The following is an 18,044-nucleotide window of genomic DNA, read 5'->3' as shown; positions in this document are numbered from 1 at the left end:
GGGCCGCATCACGCATGACCTCAAGGCGTGGTGTGGCCCGCACACGTCCGGGGACCCGGAAGACGGCCTGTTCAGGGAGCCGGCGGAACACAAAATCACCCTTGCCGGGCGATGCGGTCGCCCGCCGAGTCGGATGAGGTGGACGACGGACACCCCTGGCCCGGCTGCCCGGAAGGGAAGACGTGAGACGAGGATGACCGAGGACTCGAACCGAGGCACGACACGAGACGCGGCACGACGCACGACACGAAGCACGACACAACGCACGTCACGAGGCCGGACACGAACCATGACGCGTCATGGCCGCGACGCCGTACGGAGGGCGTGACATGTGCCGCTGGCTTGCCTATTCGGGAACGCCCCTGGCCCTCGAAGAGGTCCTGTACCGGCCGAAGCACTCGCTGATCGACCAGAGCCTGCACGCCAAGATGGGTGTCGAGACGACCAACGGCGACGGCTTCGGAATCGGCTGGTACGAGGAGCACGCGCGTACTCCGGCCGTGTTCCACGACGTCGGCCCGGCCTGGAGCAACCGGAACCTGAGGGAGATCGCGGGGCATGTCCGCGCCCCCCTGTTCTTCGCCCACGTCCGGGCCTCCACCGGCACGCCCGTCCAGCAGACCAACTGCCACCCGTTCCGTTACGACCGCTGGATCTGGATGCACAACGGCTCCATCGCCGGCTTCCACCTGCTGCGCCGGGACCTCCTCCTCGCCGTCGACCCGGCGCTCTTCCCGTCGATCGAGGGCAACACGGACTCGGAGGTGATGTTCTACCTGGCCCTCACGTTCGGTCTGGCCGACGACCCGGCCGGTGGTGTCGCCCGTATGGCCGGCTTCGTGGAACAGCTCGCCCGGAAACACGAGCTGGCGCCGCCACTGCAGATGACGATCGCGGTCGCCGACGGAGAACAGCTCCTGGCCTTCAGATACGCCAGCGCCGGCACACCCAGGTCGCTCTACTACAGCAGCAGGGTGGAGGACATCCGGGCGCTGCACCCGGACACCGACTTCCTGCGAGGCGTGTCCGACGAGACCCGTCTGGTGGTGTCGGAGCCCCTGGGCGATCTGCCCGGTGCCTGGAACGAGGTACCGGCGAACAGTTACGGAGTCGTCCAGGAGGGCCACGACCGCCTCCGGGACTTCCAGCCCGCGCCTCCCTGACGGCCGGCCGCGGCGACGACCCCGCACCGCCACCCGCCCGGCCGCGCGCCCCTTTCCTCCTCGCACCAGCGCGCACCCTTCCCCACCTCTCACCAGCGCGTACACCCCTCCTCCCCTCACACCAGCCGCCCGTCCAGCGCCACCCGCCAAGCCGGCGACGGCACAGGCCGGGCGACGGGCCGCGGCCGGTGGCCGCCGCGGGTGAAGAACGCGGCCAGCGGCAGGACCGCGGCGCCCACGGTGACCGCGTCCGGGCCGAGCAGGCCCAGTTCGATGCCGACCCGGCCCGCCGGAAACCGCAGGGCTTGCGCGAGGGCGTGCTCGCGGACCTGGTCCAGGAACGCGCCCCCCAGTTGGAGCCCCGCCCAGCCGCCGATCAGCAGCCGCTCCGGCTGGAAGAGGTTGATCAGATCGGAGAGGCCCGCACCCAGGTACTCGGCGGTCTCGGCGAGCACGGCCGCGGCGACCGGGTCGGGTGCGCGGCCGCCGGCGGGGCGGGCCGCGGCGAGCAGTTCGGTCAGCGCGGTCTCCTCGTCCGCCCCGGCCGAGGGGCGTCCGCCCGCCTCCCGCCACCGCGCCACCAGCGCCTCCGCGCCCGCGTACGCCTCCAGGCAGCCCCGGGCGCCGCACCGGCACCGGCGTCCGCCGACCCGTACCGTCAGATGCCCCCACTCCACCGCCCGTCCCTGGGCCGCCTCCTCCGTGACGACGCACGCGCCGACGCCCGAGCCGAACAGCACCACCACGGCGTTGCGGGCCCCGCGCCCGGCGCCGAACCACATCTCGGCCTGCCCGAGGGTCTTCGCCCCGTTGTCGATGAAGTAGGGCACCTCCGGTGGGAGTTGACCGGCGCCGGACCGCCGGAGCAGCCGCTCCAGCGGGACGGCGTCCCAGCCGATCGTCTGCCCGTGGACGACCGCTCCTTCCGCCTCCTCGATGATGCCGGGCACGCCGATGCCCACGCCGAGCAGATCACCGGCGGGCGGCCGGCCCGCGCCGAGCACCTCGGCGATGCCTTCGTGGACATGGCCGACGACGGCGTCGACGTCGTAGCCGCGTGGTCCCAACGGCCGCTCGGCCCGAGCCAGTTCGCGCAGTGCCAGGTCGAACAGCTCCACCCGTACCCGGGTCTCGCCGACGTCGACCCCGATCAGGCACCCGCTGTCCGGCCGTATCCGCAGCAGCCGGCGCGGCCGGCCCGCGTCGGAGCCGACGCTGCCCGCCTCCTCGACCAGCCCGTCGGCCAGCAGCTCGGCCACGACGTTGCTGACGGAGCCCGAACTCAGTCCGGTCGCCGGGACCAGCGCCTGCCGGCTCGTCGGCCCATCGAAATACAACCGTTGCAGAACGGCACCCCGGCTCTCCCGCCGCAGGTCACGCACCGTACGGCCGCTCAGTCCTGCCACCCGACCTCCCTGGTTCGCGCGCAATTCCGGCCCGCCGGACCGGATATCGCTGCCGGATCCCTTGACGAGCGTTTCTCTTGAGGTTTAACTCACATCCTAAATTAAGCCATGAGGGGCTTCGGAAGCCGAACGGGGTGTCGGCCTTCGCGATCGGCCCCGAGGGGTATCGACTCCCGGAAAGGGACACCAGGAGCCATGCGCAGCATCCGAGCCGCGGCCGTAGGCGCCGTCACCATGTCTCTCGCCCTCGCGGCTACGGCCTGCGGAGGGGGTTCGTCGAGCGGCGGCGGGTCCAACGACTCGCCGAAGACGCTCACTTACTGGGCCTCCAACCAGGGCGCCAGCATCGCGATCGACAAGAAGGTCCTGCAGCCCGAACTCGACAAGTTCCAGAAGCAGACCGGCATCAAGGTGAAGCTGGAGGTCGTGCCCTGGTCCGACCTGCTCAACCGGATCCTCACCGCCACCACCTCCGGCCAGGGCCCGGACGTGCTGAACATCGGCAACACCTGGAGTGCCTCCCTGCAGGCGACCGGCGCGCTGCTGCCGTGGGACGCGGAGAACTTCGACAAGATCGGCGGCAAGGACCGGTTCGTCGACTCCGCGCTCGGCTCGACCGGCGTCCAGGGCAAGGACCCGGCCGCGGTGCCGCTGTACTCGATGGCGTACGCCCTCTACTACAACAAGGAGATATTCGCCGACGCCGGCATCTCCAAGCCGCCGGCCACCTGGGACGAGCTGGTCGCAGACGGTAAGAAGATCAAGGCGAAGGGCAAGTCGCCGCTCGGCGCCGAGGGCGCCAACGTCTCGGAGAACATCCACCACGTCTTCGTCCTCGCCAAGCAGCACGGCGCCGACTTCTTCACCGCCGACGGCAAGCCCGACTTCACCAACCCCAAGGTGGTCGCGGCGGTCAAGCAGTATGTCGACCTGATGGCCAGGGACAAGGTCATCCCCACCGGTGACGCCGAGTACGCGCAGAACCAGTCCGTCAGCGACTTCGCCAAGGGCAAGCAGGCCATGCTGCTGTGGCAGTCCGCCGCCTCGAACCTCAAGTCACAGGGCATGAGCGAGGACGCCTACGGCATCGCCCCGGTCCCCGTCCAGTCCGGCACCCCCGGCACCGGCACGCAGACCAACTCCATGGTCGCCGGCATCAACATGGCCGTCTTCAAGAACAGCCACAACCTCGACGGCGCCACGAAGTTCGTGAAGTTCATGACCAGCGACGCCGAGCAGAAGATCCTCAACACGGCCTACACCACCATCCCGCCGGTCAAGGGCGCCCAGGCGGACGCCGCCTTCAACTCGCCGTCCAACGCGGTGCTCAAGAGCACCCTCGGCACCAGCGCGGCCGCACTGCCGCAGGTCGCCTCGGAGTCGCAGTTCGAGACGGCGGTCGGCACGGCCGTCAAGGACCTGTTCGCCGACGCCGCCGCCGGCCGCGCGGTGACCACCGACTCCGTCAAGGCCAAGCTGGAGAAGGCCCAGCAGCAGATGCCGGCTGCGTGACCCGATATGACCTCCACCGCTCTGAAGGAGCCGGTGCGCCAGACGTCCCCCGGTGCGGCGCGCGGACCCCGCCGCCGCACCGGGCGGATCCGCCGCATCGGACTGCCGTACCTGCTGCTCCTGCCCGCCCTGCTGCTCGAACTCCTCGTCCACCTGGTGCCGATGGTCATCGGCATCGTGATGAGCTTCAAGGAACTCACCCAGTTCTACATCCGCGACTGGGGCAGCGCCCCCTGGTCCGGCCTCGGCAACTACAAGGTGTCGGTCGACTTCGACGCGCCCGTCGGCGAGGCGCTGCTGCACTCGTTCTTCGTCACCCTCGCCTTCACCCTGCTCTCGGTCGGCCTGTGCTGGCTGATCGGCACCGCCGCCGCGGTCTTCATGCAGGACACCTTCCGCGGCCGCGGACTGCTGCGCGCCCTGTTCCTGGTGCCGTACGCGCTGCCCGTCTACGCGGCCGTCATCACCTGGGTGTTCATGTTCCAGCACGACAACGGCCTGGTGAACCACCTGCTGCACGACCAGCTCCACCTCACCGACAAGCCGTCGTTCTGGCTCATCGGCGACAACAGCTTCTACGCCCTGCTCACCGTCTCGGTCTGGAGGGGCTGGCCGTTCGCCTTCCTCATCGTGATGGCCGGCCTGCAGAACATCCCCAAGGAGCTGTACGAGGCGGCCGCGCTGGACGGCGCCGGGATGTGGCAGCAGATCCGCCGCATCACCCTGCCGTCGCTGCGACCGGTCAACCAGGTGCTGGTCCTGGTGCTGTTCCTGTGGACGTTCAACGACTTCAACACGCCGTACGTGCTGTTCGGCAAGGGCGCCCCGGAGGCCGCCGACTTGATCTCCGTCCACATCTACCAGGCCTCGTTCGTCACCTGGAACTTCGGCACCGGCTCCGCCATGTCGGTCCTGCTGCTGCTCTTCCTGCTGGTCGTGACCGGCGCGTACCTGCTGTTCACCTCACGCGGACGGAGGGCCGCCGATGCCTAGCCCCGGCACTGTGATGCCCAACTCGCCGATGGAGCCGCCTCGTTCCTTCCTCTGGGCGCGGCGGATCTTCCTCACCCTGCTCACCGGCTTCGTGCTGGTGCCGGTGTACGTGATGGTCTCCAGCTCGCTGAAGCCGCTCGCCGACGTGACCGGCAAGTTCCGCTGGCTGCCCAGCGGGCTGACCGTCCGCCCGTACATCGACATCTGGTCCACGGTCCCGCTCGCGAAGTACTTCGTGAACTCCCTCATCGTGGCGGGCACGGCGACCGTCTGCTCGGTGGTCATCGCGGTGTTCGCGGCCTACGCGGTCAGCCGCTACGAATTCCGCGGCAAGCGCGTCTTCACGGTCACCGTCCTGTCGACGCAGATGTTCCCCGGCATCCTCTTCCTCCTCCCGCTGTTCCTGATCTACGTCAACATCGGCAACGCCACCGGCATCGCCCTGTTCGGCTCGCGCGGCGGCCTGATCCTGACGTACCTCACCTTCTCCCTGCCGTTCTCCATCTGGATGCTGATCGGGTACTTCGACTCGGTGCCGCGCGACCTGGACGAGGCCGCGCTGGTCGACGGCTGCGGCCCGCTGAAGGCGCTGCTCAGGATCGTGGTGCCGGCCGCCATCCCCGGCATCGTCGCGGTAGCCGTCTACGCGTTCATGACCGCATGGGGAGAGGTCCTCTTCGCCTCCGTCATGACCAACGACACCACCCGCACCCTCGCCGTCGGCCTCCAGGGCTACTCCACCCTCAACGACGTCTACTGGAACCAGATCATGGCCGCCTCGCTGGTCGTCAGCGTGCCCGTGGTGGCCGGCTTCCTCCTCCTGCAGCGCTATCTCGTCACCGGTCTGACGGCGGGCGCCGTCAAATGACCACCTTCCCGTATCACGAAGGGACTTCCGTGTCCGAACGCATCGACCTCGCCGCACTCCCACAGGACTTCCTGTGGGGCACGGCCACTGCGGCGTACCAGATCGAGGGGGCCGTCGACGAGGACGGCCGTTCGCCCTCCATCTGGGACACCTTCTCGCACACCCCCGGGAAGATCGCGAACGACGACAACGGCGACGTCGCCTGCGACCACTACCACCGCTGGCGCGAGGACATCGGCCTGATGCGGCAACTGGGCACCAACGCCTACCGGTTGTCGATCGCCTGGCCACGGGTGATCCCCGACGGGACGGGCGCCGTGAACCCCAAGGGCCTCGCCTTCTACGACGAGTTGGTGGACGCCCTGCTGGAAGCGGGCATCACCCCGGCCGTCACCCTCTACCACTGGGACCTGCCCCAGGCGCTCCAGGACCGCGGCGGCTGGCCGGAGCGCGCGACCGCCCTGGCGTTCGCCGAGTACGCCTCCACCGTCGCCGAGCGCCTCGGCGACCGCGTCAAGCTCTGGGCGACCCTCAACGAGCCCTCCTGCTCGGCCTGGATCGGACACCTGGAGGGCACCATGGCCCCCGGCTGGACCGACCTGACCGCAGCCGTCCGCGCCTCCTACCACCTGCTCCTCGGCCACGGCCTCGCCACCCGCGCGATCCGCGCCGCAGTCCCCGACGCACAGGTCGGCATCGTCAACAACCTCTCCACCGTCTTCCCCGCGACCGACCGCCCCGAGGACCTTGCTGCCGCCCGCCGGCACGACGGCCACGTCAACCGCTGGTGGCTCGACCCGCTGCACGGCCGCGGCTTCCCCGTCGACATGCTCGAGACGTACGGCGTCGAACTCCCCGAGCAGCCGGGCGACATGGAGACCATCGCGGCCCCGCTGGACTGGCTGGGCCTGAACTACTACTTCCCGGCCTACGTCGCCGACGACCCCGACGGCCCGGCGCCGTACGTCCGGTCGGTCCGCCGGCCCGACGTCCCGCGCACCGGCATGGACTGGGAGATCGACGCGAGCGGCATCGAGACCCTGCTGCTGCGCCTCACCGAGGAGTACGGCGCCCGCAAGATCTACGTCACCGAGAACGGCTCGGCCTACCCGGACGTGGTCCGCCCCGACGGCACCGTGGACGATCCGGAGCGCCAGGAGTACCTGGAGCGGCACCTCGCCGCCTGCGCCTCCGCCGCCCGCAAGGGCGCCCCGCTGGCCGGCTACTTCGCCTGGTCGCTGCTGGACAACTTCGAGTGGGCGTACGGCTACGACAAGCGCTTCGGCCTGGTCCACGTCGACTACCGCACCCAGGTGCGCACGATCAAGGGCAGCGGGCACCGGTACGCGGACATCGTCCGCGTACACCGCGGCCAGAACCGCCGGGCCGCCTGAGGCCGCTCGCCGCTCCGGGCCGGCTCGGGGCCCCTTGATGCGCCGGGCCGCCTGAGTCCGGCCCGGACGACCGGTGGGCGCGGGTGCGGGAACCCGCGCCCACCGGATCCGCCCCGCCCGTCCCTCCGGACTGTCATGCACGCGTCATTACTCGCACCGCCGGATCCCCACCCCCACTGAGGAGAGCCGCATGCCATCCCGCGTCCCCCACACCCTGCTCGCCGCCGCCCTGTCCACCATGGCCCTGCTGACCTCCGGCCCGCTCCTGGCCGCCCCAGCGCACGCCGCCCCGGCCGCCGCCGCCTGGGACACCGACCGCGCGGCCGCCGCGTACGCCCTGAACCCCGCCGCGGTCACCGCCTCCGGCAGCGAGAACGCCGGCGCCGCCCCCGGACTCGCCTTCGACGGCAACGGCGCCACCCGCTGGTCCAGCGACTTCGCCGACGACGCCTGGATCCGCGTCGACCTCGGTACCACCATCCGCGTCGACCGCGTGGTCCTGGACTGGGAGGCCGCCTACGGCAAGCGCTACGTCCTGGAGGTCTCCGGGAACGGCACGGACTGGACGCCCTTCTACACGGAGACCGAGGGCACGGGAGGCTCCGTCACGGCCCACACCTACCCGCAGGAGGTCACCGGCCGCTATGTCCGCCTGCGCGGCCTCCAGCGTGCCACGCCCTACGGCTACTCACTCTGGAACTTCAGGATCTACGGCGGCGAACCGGCCCCCGCTTCGACGACCCGTACCAACCTCGCCCTGAATCACCCGGCCTACTCCAACTACTACCAGCACGCGGGCAACTCACCGGCGTTCGTCACGGACGGCGGCTGGCCCGCCGACCTGAAGTCCGACAGCACCCGCTGGTCCAGCGACTGGAACGCGGACCGCTGGGTGTCGGTGGACCTCGGCGCCCAATCGACGATCGACACGGTGGACCTGTACTGGGAGTCCGCGTACGCGGTCGACTACCTGCTCCAGGTCTCCGACGACAACCGCACCTGGCGCACGGTCCACGAGCCGACCGCCGCGGACATCGCCGCCCGCCGGGCCGACGTGAAGTCCCCGTCCGACGCGACGGGCCTGCACGACACGGTGAGACTGCCGTCCCCGGTCACCGGCCGATACGTCCGCATGCTCGGCAAGGAACGCCGCTCCTTCTACAACCCGGCTCCCGCGACGGCGCAGTTCGGCTACTCCCTCTACGAGTTCCAGGTCTGGGGCACCGGCGGCTCCGCATCCGCCGCGTACCCGGCACTCCCGGCCGACCAGCCGGGCAGCTACCGCACCACCTTCTTCGACGACTTCACCGGCGCCGCGCTCGACCGCTCCAAGTGGCGCGTCGTGCGTACGGGCACCGAAATGGGTCCGGTGAACGGAGAGTCCCAGGCCTACGTCGACTCCGCGGACAACATCCAGACCCGCGACGGCAGCCTGATCCTGAAGGCCAAGTACTGCAAGGGCTGCACCAAGGCGGGCGGCGGCACCTACGACTTCACCTCGGGCCGCATCGACACCAACACCCACTTCGACTTCACGTACGGCAAGGTCAGCGCCCGAATGAAGCTGCCGGTCGGCGACGGCTTCTGGCCGGCCTTCTGGCTGCTCGGCAGCAACGTCGACAATCCGTCCGTCTCGTGGCCGGCCTCCGGCGAGACCGACATCATGGAGAACATCGGCTACGGCGACTGGACCAGCTCGGCCCTGCACGGCCCCGGCTACTCGGCGGACGGCAACATCGGCGCCCGCCAGACCTACCCGAACGGCGGCACCGCCGACCAGTGGCACACCTACGCCGTCGAATGGACCCCGACAGCCATGCGCTTCTACGTCGACGACCGCCTGGTCCAGGAAACGACCCGCAACAAGCTGGAGTCGACCCGGGGCCAGTGGGTCTACGACCACAACCAGTACATCATCCTCAACCTCGCCCTGGGCGGCGCCTACCCGGCCGGCTGGAACAAGGTGACCAGCCCCTACTGGGGCCTGCCGCAGTCCAGCGTGGACCGGATCGCGGGCGGGGGAGTGCAGGCCGAGGTGGACTGGGTGCGGGTGGAACAGAAGGGGTGACACGGGCCACCCCCCGGTGCGGCGGCCGGGCACCCCACCGGTTGCCGCCTCGGGCCCGGGTCCCGGGTGCTGTGCCCCCGTCCGACGATGGGTGGCCTTCAGCACAATTTGCCCGATTAGGTCGGGCGAATGTGTATAAGTGGATCGAAGGGCGGTTGTGACCCTTGGGCAACCAGTCCCGGAAAATCCGAGATCAACGGCATGGGAGAAGAGTTTGACCGCGGTACGAATACGACGCACCAGGCTGGTGGCTGCGGCCGGCGTACTCGGCGGTGTGCTCGCAGTCACGGCTCTGGGTGGTATCAGCCACGCCGCCACCGGCGGCAACGGCACCGGTGACCAGCAGCAGACTCAGGCTCCGGCGACCCCGGCGGCCTATGTGACCCAGGCCACCCCGGAGGCTTCGGCGACCCCGGCCGCTCCGGAGGGCTCGGCGACCCCCGCGAGCCCGACGGCATCCGCGCCTTCGGCGGGCCCGGCCACCGCTCAGGACGCCTCTGACGCCCGAATAAAGATCACGCCCGGACAGGGCGCCCACAACGTCGGGGTCGACGACCCCGTAGAGGTGACCGTCAGTGACGGAAAGCTCACGAAGGTCACCATGACCGCCGTGGCGACCGGTGCCGAGGTCCCCGGCACCCTTGCCGCGGACGGCACGTCCTGGCAGCCGGACAGCGCGCTGAAGCCGGCCACGAGGTACCAGATCGCCGCGGAGGCCCAGGACACCCAGGGCCGCTCCGCCGCCGAGAACGCCACGATCGCCACGGTCTCCCCGGCCAACGACTTCATCGGGCATCTCTCCCCCCTGAACGGCTCGACCGTCGGCGTGGGCATGCCGGTGACGGTCACCTTCGACAAGGCGATCACCGACAAGGCCGCCGTGCAGTCGGAGATCCAGGTCCGCTCCAGCAGCGGCCAGCAGGTCGTCGGCCACTGGCTCAACGACGGCCGTCTGGACTTCCGCCCCGAGACGTACTGGAAGCCCGGCTCGACCGTCACCGTCGACATGAACGTCGGCGGCGTCCAGAAGACGGCCACGTTCAAGATCGGCCGGAGCCAGATCAGCACGGTCGACGCCAAGACCAAGCAGATGACCGTCGTGCGGGACGGCAAGAAGATCAAGACCATCCCGATCTCGTCCGGCAGCACCGAGCACCCGACGTACAACGGTCAGATGGTCATCTCCGAGAAGTTCCGGCACATCCGTATGAACGCCGCGAGCGTCAACCTCACGGAGAAGGACGGCAAGCCCTCGTACGACATCGCGGCCGTGCCGCACGCCATGCGCCTGTCCGACTCGGGCACGTTCATCCACGGCAACTACTGGGGTGCCGACTCGGTCTTCGGCAAGGTCAACACCAGCCACGGCTGCGTGGGCCTGAAGGACGTCAAGGGCGGCGGCGACAGCACGAAGCCCGCAGCCTGGTTCTTCGACCACTCGCTGATCGGTGACGTCGTGATCGTCAAGAACTCCGACGACAAGACCACGCTGGCCCCGGACAACGGCCTCAGCGACTGGAACGTGCCGTGGAGCGAGTGGACCGCGGGCAGCGCGACCAACTGACGCCAGACCCGATGCCATGCCCCTGAGCGTGCGTCTCTTCCGCCAAGCGGCGGCCGACACCATGTCGGCCGCCGCTTGGCGCTCGCCATGGCAAGGGTCGATACGGCAATGGTGATCTGCTCGTGCGGCACCACCGCGCGCGTCCGGCCCATGGGGACCTTACGTTTTCGGCCCTTGTGAGCCGGCCGTCGAATGTGCCCTTCGGCGGGCAGAGGTCGACGACAACGACGCGAAATCACCTGACTCACCCTGTTCGCGTCACTGACGCGGAGGGGCCGATTCCCGCCCGCGTGTGAAGGGAATCGACGGGAACGGCGTCGATCTCCGCCGGTTGTCTCTGACAACTTGTGCGGGGCCGGCGGCCGTCGGGGCGGCCGGCGCTTGCCTTCTTGTGGGGCAAAGCCATGCGCACACGTGCCTGCTCGCCCCATGACGGGGCGGGCACAGGCGCTGTCCAGGAACAGGAGGCTTGGATGAGGGTGTTCCTGTCCGTTTTCGCCATTCTCGCCGGGCTGGGTCTCATTCTTTACAGCAAGAGGTTCGCGCGCGCAGCGGTGAGCCAGGACAACCTGTTCGGCAGGGCGAATGCGTCTGCGGGAAAGACTGGCGTGCGAATGGGTCCGGTGATCATCGGAAGCTTCATGATCATCGTCGGTGTCCTCGCAGCCACGGGCCTTGTCGCTGTCGAATGACAGTCGGAGGAGGTTGCCCTCGTGTGGCCAGGCCCGACGCTGTTCACGGTAGAAGTCCCGGCGACTCAGGCGAGCTGAGTTTTGCCGTGTGCCCCTGAGTGCGGCCGCGTCTGCCGGAAATTTTCACAGCCGACATGTGCGGCACAACGGACCTGGCGCAGATCTGCCTCGGTTGGGGTTGCTACTTTGACCGGGCACCGGATCGTCCGCAAGGGGGAAGGGGATCCTGCCATGGCATGGGACGAGTGGGAGCAGCTCAAGGCTCAGTCGGCCGGCCGGGGTCAGACCCACATGCGGCTCAACCACGTGCCGCCGGACGGGGGCGGCGGAGGCGCCGGGGACCTGGTGGTGTACCAGGACGACCTGGGCGCGGTGGGCCACGAGGCCGACATCCTCTACGACGACGTGAAGAGCCAGGCAGACATCGCCGGGACTGGCAACGGCTCGACGGCGCAGGCCGCCGCCACCCTGAAGTCGCACGGGTTCCAGACCGGCGGCGCTCTGGAGACGACCGTCGAGATGTGGACCTCGCAGGTCAAGGCCGTACTGCAGGCTTGCGCGCACATCTCCGACCACTTGGACTACACCAAGAAGCGGCACGCGGAGGACGACGCCAAGATCGGTACCGTGCTGCGCGGCAATGACGGTTCGGCCACGTCCGTGTCCCAGCTCAACGAGTACTTCAAGTAGGGAGACCGCTGATGGCTCTCACCTTCACCGACCTCGTCGAGGTCGACCTCGGCAAGCTCGCGAACGCGGTGACGGACTGGAAGAAGGCCGTCGACGGCCTGAAGAAGTCGGCGGAGAATGCTCGTACGGGGATGCAGGGCAAGTCGGACTCCGCGCGGTGGGCCGGCGTGAACGCCACGGTGACGAGGGAGTTCGTGGCCAAGACGGCCAAGGAGATCTCCGACCTGCACACCGAGGCCAACAGCATCTACCAGGTTCTCGAGGACGGCCACACCGAGCTCGAGTCGCTGCAGAAGCAGATGAAGACCGCCGTCCACGACGACGCCGCGAAGCTCGGGATCCGGGTCGAGGACATCGACGGCGGCAGGGTCCGCTGTTTCTTCCCGCACGTGCGAGGGGACACCGACGAGCGCACCCAGGACCAACTCGACCAGCGGCAGGAACTGGAGGACCGGATCAACCGGATCCTCGCCCATGCCGCCGAGATCGATGCCTCGGTCGCTCGCGCTCTCGCCAGGAGCCACGGCAACGACCCGTACAACGCGGGCCACAGCAAGTACGAGTCCCTCAACGACGCCGAGGTCGAGCGCGCCGTCGAACTGGCCCGCAAGGGCGACAAGATGTCCGACGCGGAACTGCGCGAGCTCAACGAGCTCCTGCGCTTCAACTCCGCGGAGAAGGACGGTGAGTTCGCCACCGAGTTCTACGAGGGACTCGGCGGACCGGAGAAGACCCTCCAGTTCTACGCCGCGATGTCGATCGACGGTACCGGCGGCGACGCGAGCAAGACCCGGCTCGACGCGGTACAGGACCTGCAGAAGGTCATGGGGTACACGCTCGCCAACGCCACGGACCCCGACCACAAGCAACACCTGTCCGGCGACTGGGGCGCGCAGTTCCGGCGCCTGGGCACCCAGCAGATCGCCTGGGAACGCGGCCAGTGGAACAAGCCGTACGGCTACCAGGTCCTCGGCGGCCTGCTGCGCTACGGCAACTACGACTCCCGCTTCATCAACCCCATCGCGGAGCACATCACCCAGCTCCACAAGAAGGACCCGCACTTCTTCCTCTCCAGCAGGCCGACAGGCAGCCCGGACACGTACGGATTCAATCCCTCCGGGAAGCTGGGCTCGGGTAACGACCCGCTGAACAGTGTCCTGGAGTCGCTGGGCCACAGTCCGGAGGCCGCGGAGAAGTTCTTCACCGGAACGCCGACTGCGTACAACGAAGACGGGACGGTGAAGAAGGGCGGCGAACCCGGCTTCACCTCGTACCTGGACCTCTTCACCGACAAGGACTTCGAGTGGACGGTCGATACGAACGCGAGGAACGTCCTGGCCGACGAGGACAAGACCAAGGCGGCCCTGACCTTCGGTCCTGAGGCCCTCGGCCACGCACTGGAGGCGGCGACCACCGGTCGGCCGTACAACAGCGACGCCTCCGCCGCTGCAGTTCAGCACACGGAGGCGCAAGCGCATCTGGTCAGCGACATCGTCAACAAGTTCGGAGGCGACCCGGAACTCATCCGGCACAACGAGAACGGGGATCTGGACGGAGAGGAGACCGGTCCGCTGTACGGGATGCGCGGAAGCCTCGGCGACATCACGGCCGAGTACATGGGCGACTTCCAGCGAGCCATGTACGACGAGGACCCCAGCAGCGATCTCTTCCCCTCGTTCGGTGCCTCGGCCGACCTCGATGCGAACAACGTCGCCCGCTTCCTGGGCGAGGTGGGTCAGGACCCCGACGCCTATTCCGCCATCACCACCGCACAGCAGACGTACACGACCGATGTCGTGGACCACGTCATCAACGACCCCACCCACTCGACAGCGTCGCTGGACGGGCGCGTGGGTGCCGCGGTCGCCCCCGGTTCGGCGATCGCCGGCATCATGAGCGACGCCCGGGCTCATGCGATCTACGAGTATCACACTGCTTCCGACACGGACTTCAACGAGGCTGCGGCCGAGAAGCAGAAGTGGGTGAACCGCATCCTGGGCATGGGTCTGGAAAAGGTCGGTGAGCGCGTCCCCATTGCCGGCGCTCCTCTCGAATGGGCCTCGGAGGACATCCAGGAATCCATCATGAAGAGCATCGAGCAGGACACTTCGAGCGATGCGGAGACGGAGGCCGGCGCGGAGTACACCAACGGCCGTGAGGCAGCTCTGGATTCCGCCCGGTCCGCCGTCGATCACGCTCTGCTGAACAACAACACCATCGACCCCGACACCGCCGACGATCTCAGGAGAGCGGCGCGCACTTCGGCCGGTCACAGCCACTCCGACGGCGCCCAGTGGAAATCGGAGAGTAGCAAGCATTGAGATCCTCATCGCATGTCCCGCTCGGCGGCCTGCTCCTCATCGCCGCGGTCACGGTGGTCGGCTGTGTTTCGGAGGCGCCCGAGCAGGGGTTCGCCGTTCCGGAAACCCTCTGCGGGGTATCGGTCCCGACCCATGCGCTTGCACGGCTCCTGCCCGAGTCGGGTGAGCGGCTCACAGTGGAGCGTCGTGGAAGTCTCGACGACGGCTCGGCGCTGTGCGGTGTCAAGGTCGACGAGGACACGGTGCTGCAAGTGAGCGGAGAACGTATCGACGCTGGTGACTCGGCGCGGCGCATCCTGCGGAGCCGACTCGCGGTCCAGGAACAGAAGTCAGCGGAGGGCAACACGATCGCGTACGCCGATCACGCCGCTGTGTCGCTGATCAAGTGCACTGGCGCGGATGTCCAGGAGGACGTCAGCACCCTCGTCAAGGTGCTGAAGCCCGCCCGCCCGAATGAATCAGCGATGAAGGAGCTGATCCAGGGATACACGGCTTCGCTGAACAAGCAGCAAGTGTGCGAACGGGCCTCTTGAACGGCGACCGCGGCGGCCGGGCGGGAGGTCCGGGAAGGCGGGGCCGCCGGTTCGGATTCCGGACAGCTCTGGCCGTCGTCGGAGTGCTCCTCGTGACCGGGATGGTGGCGTGGCAGGTGTGGCCGTCCGAGAAGCCCGACGTCGCGGTGCCGGCGCGCGTCTGCGACGACGCCCTTCCCGGAGCAGATATCGCGGCCCTGCTGCCGGAAAAGGGTAAGCCGTTTACGCAGTGGCACGCCGGTGTCCTCAACCCGGAGCATCCCTACACCAGGAAGGCGCCCGGTACCTGCAAGGTGTACGGCGGCGGCAAGTCCGTGCGGATCGAACACAGCCTCTACGCCAAGGCGGACTACACCATGAAGGAAGTGGCCCGCGACGCGAGTGCGACAGGCGCCACCCGGATCACACTCGGCGAGGCCGAGGGATTCCACAAGGGGGACACCACCTCCCTCTTCACCGACTGCTCCTCGGACCAGGGCAGGGCCGTGATGGAGGTCGACGTCACGTACCAGATGACGTCCGGCCGGGCGGTGATCCAGAAAATGGCCGCGCTCGCCGCCGACACCTTGCGGCTGGAGGCCCGGAAACTGTGGGCTTGCGACGGGGCAGATCAACTTCCGAACGGCACTCCGCGCATCGGCTGAGTGTCAGGAAGCACCTCCGGCGCGCCCCGTGCACCCTGTCAGAATCGCGTCGGCTTCTACCAGCCTCTCTTGCCGGTTACGGTGACGGTGCAGTCTCACCTGGGCGGTGGACCGCCCGATCGCCCCGGCCCCCCAACATCATTGTCGGCACCAGCGGGTAATCTCTGCTTCGTCGTCATTGCGGCCCGACGGGCTTCCGCTCCACTGAGGTGGAGTCTCGAAGGACATGCCCCCACCCGCACGAGTCATTTCGTGCTGCCTGGGGGAAGCCCTTGCTGTTCCGCGAGTCCGCGCAAACGATCGCCGAGAGGGCACTCGACAGTTCGCTCTACCTCCACCTCACCGAGCAGTTCGCGCACATGCATGGCTACCGGCCCAGCGCCGCTGAGGTCCGCTCCTGGGAGCGGAGCATCCCCGCACTCGCCGCCGCACTCAACGACGCCGGTCTCGGCGAAGTCGAGATCATGCTGGAATACGCCCTTCCGCTGAACAGCAAGCGCGCCGACGCAGTCCTCGCCGGAGTGCATCCCGTTACGGGGGAGTCGTCGTACGTCGTCGTAGAACTGAAGCAGTGGAGTCAGGCGGAACCCGACGAGGACGACCCGGCACTGTGCCGGATAGATGCCTACGCTCACCCCGTCCTCAACCCCATAGAGCAGGTACGCCGCTACTGCGAGTACCTCGTCAACTTCAACGGGGCCGTGGCCGAGCACCCGGACCGAGTCAGTGGTGTGGCGTACCTGCACAACGCCACCGAGTTCGGCGTGGCCGGCCTCCGCGTCATCGAAGTCGACGACCGTGGGCAGTTGTTCACCGGCGAACGACGCGGCGAGTTCATCGACCACCTCCGCGCCAGGCTCAGCGACAAGGTTCCCGGCGCCCGCGCGGCCGACGAACTGCGGGCAGGCAAGACGGTGCCGTCGAAGCAACTGATGTCTGTCGCGGCCCAGGAGGTGCGTGAGCGCGAGCAGTTCGTGCTCTTGGACGAGCAGCAGGTGGCTTACCGCATGGTGCTCAACGCGGTACGCAAGGCCAAGCAGTCCGATCACAAGGAGGTAGTGGTCATCACCGGTGGTCCCGGCACCGGCAAAAGCGTCATCGCGCTCTCCTTGCTCGGCGAGCTGTACAGGCAGGGCGTTCCCGCCCTGCACGCGACCGGTTCCCAGTCCTTCACGAAGACGATGCGCAAGGTCGCCGGCACCCGCAAGCGCGAGGTGCAGGACCTCTTCAAGTACTTCAACAGCTTCATGACCGCCGATAAGAACACTCTCGACGTGCTGATCTGCGACGAAGCCCACCGCATCCGCGAGACCTCCGCCAACCGCTTCACCTCGGCGGCCCACCGTACCGGCAAGCGGCAGATCGACGAACTCATCGACGTCGCCCGTGTCCCCGTCTTCCTTCTCGACGAACACCAGGTGGTGCGCCCCGGTGAGATGGGTACGGTCGAGGACATCAAGGCGGCCGCTGCGGCCAGGGGCGTCGACTGCCATGTCGTGCCGCTGGAGAGCCAGTTTCGCTGTGGCGGCAGCGATGCGTACCTGCGCTGGGTGGTTCGCCTCCTCGGGCTCCAGCCTGGCGGTCCGGTCGTCTGGGAGCCCGACGACCGTATGCAGTTGCTGGTCGCCGACAGCCCCGGAGAACTGGAGGCGTTCCTCGAGAGTCGTAGGGCCCAGGGCTACGGCGCCCGTATGTCCGCGGGTTACTGCTGGCGCTGGTCCCCGGAGCCCAAGCCCGGTGCTCCACTCCCCGCCGACGTCGTCATAGGCGAGTGGGCCAGGCCCTGGAACCTCCGAGGCGACCGTTCCGTCTCCGGTGCGCCGCCGTCCGCGCTCTGGGCCACCGACCCGGCCGGCTTCGGCCAGGTCGGCTGCGTCTACACCGCCCAGGGCTTCGAGTACGACTGGTCCGGCGTGATCATCGGCCCCGACCTGGTCTGGCGCGGCGACCGCTGGATCACGGACCGCACGCAGTCCAAAGACCCGGTCTTCAAAAAGTCGACCTCTGACGCCGACGTCGACCGCCTCATCCGCAATACCTACAAGGTGCTACTGACTCGCGGGATGATCGGCACGATCGTGTACGCGACGGACCCGGAGACCCGAGAGAAGCTGCGGGAGTTGGCGGGCGGGGTGGCGAGGGAATCGGTGTCCGCCTGACGGCCTGACCGTGAGGCGATCAGTGGCCGCGCTAGGG

Annotated in this window: 14 protein-coding genes; 13 read left to right on the top strand and 1 reads right to left on the bottom strand. The window is 68.4% G+C overall.

Annotated elements, in window-relative coordinates; translation table 11 throughout:
* Nucleotides 1–329: 329 nt before the first annotated feature.
* Nucleotides 330–1,163: a class II glutamine amidotransferase gene (locus tag AB0924_RS11850; RefSeq protein WP_358927961.1), complete on the top strand. Its 834-nt coding sequence runs from the start codon at nucleotides 330–332 to the stop codon at nucleotides 1,161–1,163.
* A 116-nt stretch (nucleotides 1,164–1,279) separates the two neighbouring features.
* Here the strand turns inward: AB0924_RS11850 and AB0924_RS11845 are convergent, their stop codons facing one another.
* The gene (locus tag AB0924_RS11845; RefSeq protein WP_358927963.1) at nucleotides 1,280–2,569 is read right to left on the bottom strand and encodes an ROK family protein; all 1,290 of its coding nucleotides are present in this window, start codon (nucleotides 2,567–2,569) and stop codon (nucleotides 1,280–1,282) included.
* 195 nt (nucleotides 2,570–2,764) lie between these two features.
* Between AB0924_RS11845 and AB0924_RS11840 the strand changes: the two genes are divergently transcribed.
* The 12 genes from AB0924_RS11840 to AB0924_RS11785 all read left to right on the top strand — a co-directional run bounded on the left by AB0924_RS11840 (nucleotide 2,765) and on the right by AB0924_RS11785 (nucleotide 18,007).
* On the top strand, nucleotides 2,765–4,081 hold the full coding sequence (locus AB0924_RS11840) for a sugar ABC transporter substrate-binding protein (protein WP_358927965.1): 1,317 nt from the start codon (nucleotides 2,765–2,767) through the stop codon (nucleotides 4,079–4,081).
* A 6-nt stretch (nucleotides 4,082–4,087) separates the two neighbouring features.
* Complete coding sequence (locus AB0924_RS11835) at nucleotides 4,088–5,074, top strand: sugar ABC transporter permease (protein WP_358927967.1); 987 nt, start codon at nucleotides 4,088–4,090, stop codon at nucleotides 5,072–5,074.
* Nucleotides 5,075–5,102: 28 nt separating this feature from the next.
* On the top strand, nucleotides 5,103–5,942 hold the full coding sequence (locus AB0924_RS11830) for a carbohydrate ABC transporter permease (protein ID WP_358927969.1): 840 nt from the start codon (nucleotides 5,103–5,105) through the stop codon (nucleotides 5,940–5,942).
* Nucleotides 5,939–7,336 carry a GH1 family beta-glucosidase gene (locus AB0924_RS11825; RefSeq protein ID WP_366911278.1) on the top strand — a complete coding sequence of 466 codons (1,398 nt, stop codon included), beginning with the start codon at nucleotides 5,939–5,941 and terminating at the stop codon, nucleotides 7,334–7,336. Before AB0924_RS11830 ends, AB0924_RS11825 begins: the two co-directional genes overlap by 4 nt.
* A gap of 190 nt (nucleotides 7,337–7,526) precedes the next feature.
* Nucleotides 7,527–9,404, top strand: coding sequence for a discoidin domain-containing protein (locus tag AB0924_RS11820; RefSeq protein WP_366911277.1), 1,878 nt, complete (start codon nucleotides 7,527–7,529; stop codon nucleotides 9,402–9,404).
* A gap of 229 nt (nucleotides 9,405–9,633) precedes the next feature.
* Nucleotides 9,634–10,968: an Ig-like domain-containing protein gene (locus tag AB0924_RS11815; RefSeq protein ID WP_366911372.1), complete on the top strand. Its 1,335-nt coding sequence runs from the start codon at nucleotides 9,634–9,636 to the stop codon at nucleotides 10,966–10,968.
* Nucleotides 10,969–11,441: 473 nt separating this feature from the next.
* Nucleotides 11,442–11,660: a hypothetical protein gene (locus tag AB0924_RS11810; RefSeq protein ID WP_366911276.1), complete on the top strand. Its 219-nt coding sequence runs from the start codon at nucleotides 11,442–11,444 to the stop codon at nucleotides 11,658–11,660.
* Nucleotides 11,661–11,891: 231 nt separating this feature from the next.
* Nucleotides 11,892–12,350, top strand: a complete 459-nt coding sequence (locus AB0924_RS11805; RefSeq protein ID WP_358927979.1) for a hypothetical protein — start codon at nucleotides 11,892–11,894, stop codon at nucleotides 12,348–12,350.
* Nucleotides 12,351–12,361: 11 nt separating this feature from the next.
* Nucleotides 12,362–14,671 (top strand): DUF6571 family protein, encoded by a 2,310-nt coding sequence (locus AB0924_RS11800; protein ID WP_366911275.1) that lies wholly within the window; start codon nucleotides 12,362–12,364, stop codon nucleotides 14,669–14,671.
* The gene (locus tag AB0924_RS11795; RefSeq protein WP_366911274.1) at nucleotides 14,668–15,204 is read left to right on the top strand and encodes a hypothetical protein; all 537 of its coding nucleotides are present in this window, start codon (nucleotides 14,668–14,670) and stop codon (nucleotides 15,202–15,204) included. The genes AB0924_RS11800 and AB0924_RS11795 overlap by 4 nt, the downstream gene beginning before the upstream one ends.
* Before the next feature lie 92 nt (nucleotides 15,205–15,296).
* Complete coding sequence (locus AB0924_RS11790) at nucleotides 15,297–15,848, top strand: hypothetical protein (protein WP_366911273.1); 552 nt, start codon at nucleotides 15,297–15,299, stop codon at nucleotides 15,846–15,848.
* Nucleotides 15,849–16,120: 272 nt separating this feature from the next.
* Nucleotides 16,121–18,007: a DUF2075 domain-containing protein gene (locus AB0924_RS11785; protein WP_366911272.1), complete on the top strand. Its 1,887-nt coding sequence runs from the start codon at nucleotides 16,121–16,123 to the stop codon at nucleotides 18,005–18,007.
* Nucleotides 18,008–18,044 lie beyond the last annotated feature (37 nt).

It is taken from the genome of Streptomyces sp. NPDC047869, from assembly GCF_040704065.1.
In the GTDB taxonomy this organism is placed as follows: Bacteria; Actinomycetota; Actinomycetes; order Streptomycetales; family Streptomycetaceae; genus Streptomyces.
Note: the sequence above shows the minus strand (reverse complement) of the source record. Positions and strands in the feature narration are given on the sequence as shown.

Excerpts from the sequence above, each read along its gene's own strand:
- AB0924_RS11850 (WP_358927961.1), top strand. The coding sequence starts at position 330 with ATGTGCCGCTGGCTTGCCTATTCGGGAACGCCCCTGGCCCTCGAAGAG.
- AB0924_RS11840 (WP_358927965.1), top strand. The coding sequence starts at position 2,765 with ATGCGCAGCATCCGAGCCGCGGCCGTAGGCGCCGTCACCATGTCTCTC.
- AB0924_RS11835 (WP_358927967.1), top strand. The coding sequence starts at position 4,088 with ATGACCTCCACCGCTCTGAAGGAGCCGGTGCGCCAGACGTCCCCCGGT.
- AB0924_RS11830 (WP_358927969.1), top strand. The coding sequence starts at position 5,103 with ATGGAGCCGCCTCGTTCCTTCCTCTGGGCGCGGCGGATCTTCCTCACC.
- AB0924_RS11825 (WP_366911278.1), top strand. The coding sequence starts at position 5,939 with ATGACCACCTTCCCGTATCACGAAGGGACTTCCGTGTCCGAACGCATC.
- AB0924_RS11820 (WP_366911277.1), top strand. The coding sequence starts at position 7,527 with ATGCCATCCCGCGTCCCCCACACCCTGCTCGCCGCCGCCCTGTCCACC.
- AB0924_RS11810 (WP_366911276.1), top strand. The coding sequence starts at position 11,442 with ATGAGGGTGTTCCTGTCCGTTTTCGCCATTCTCGCCGGGCTGGGTCTC.
- AB0924_RS11805 (WP_358927979.1), top strand. The coding sequence starts at position 11,892 with ATGGCATGGGACGAGTGGGAGCAGCTCAAGGCTCAGTCGGCCGGCCGG.
- AB0924_RS11800 (WP_366911275.1), top strand. The coding sequence starts at position 12,362 with ATGGCTCTCACCTTCACCGACCTCGTCGAGGTCGACCTCGGCAAGCTC.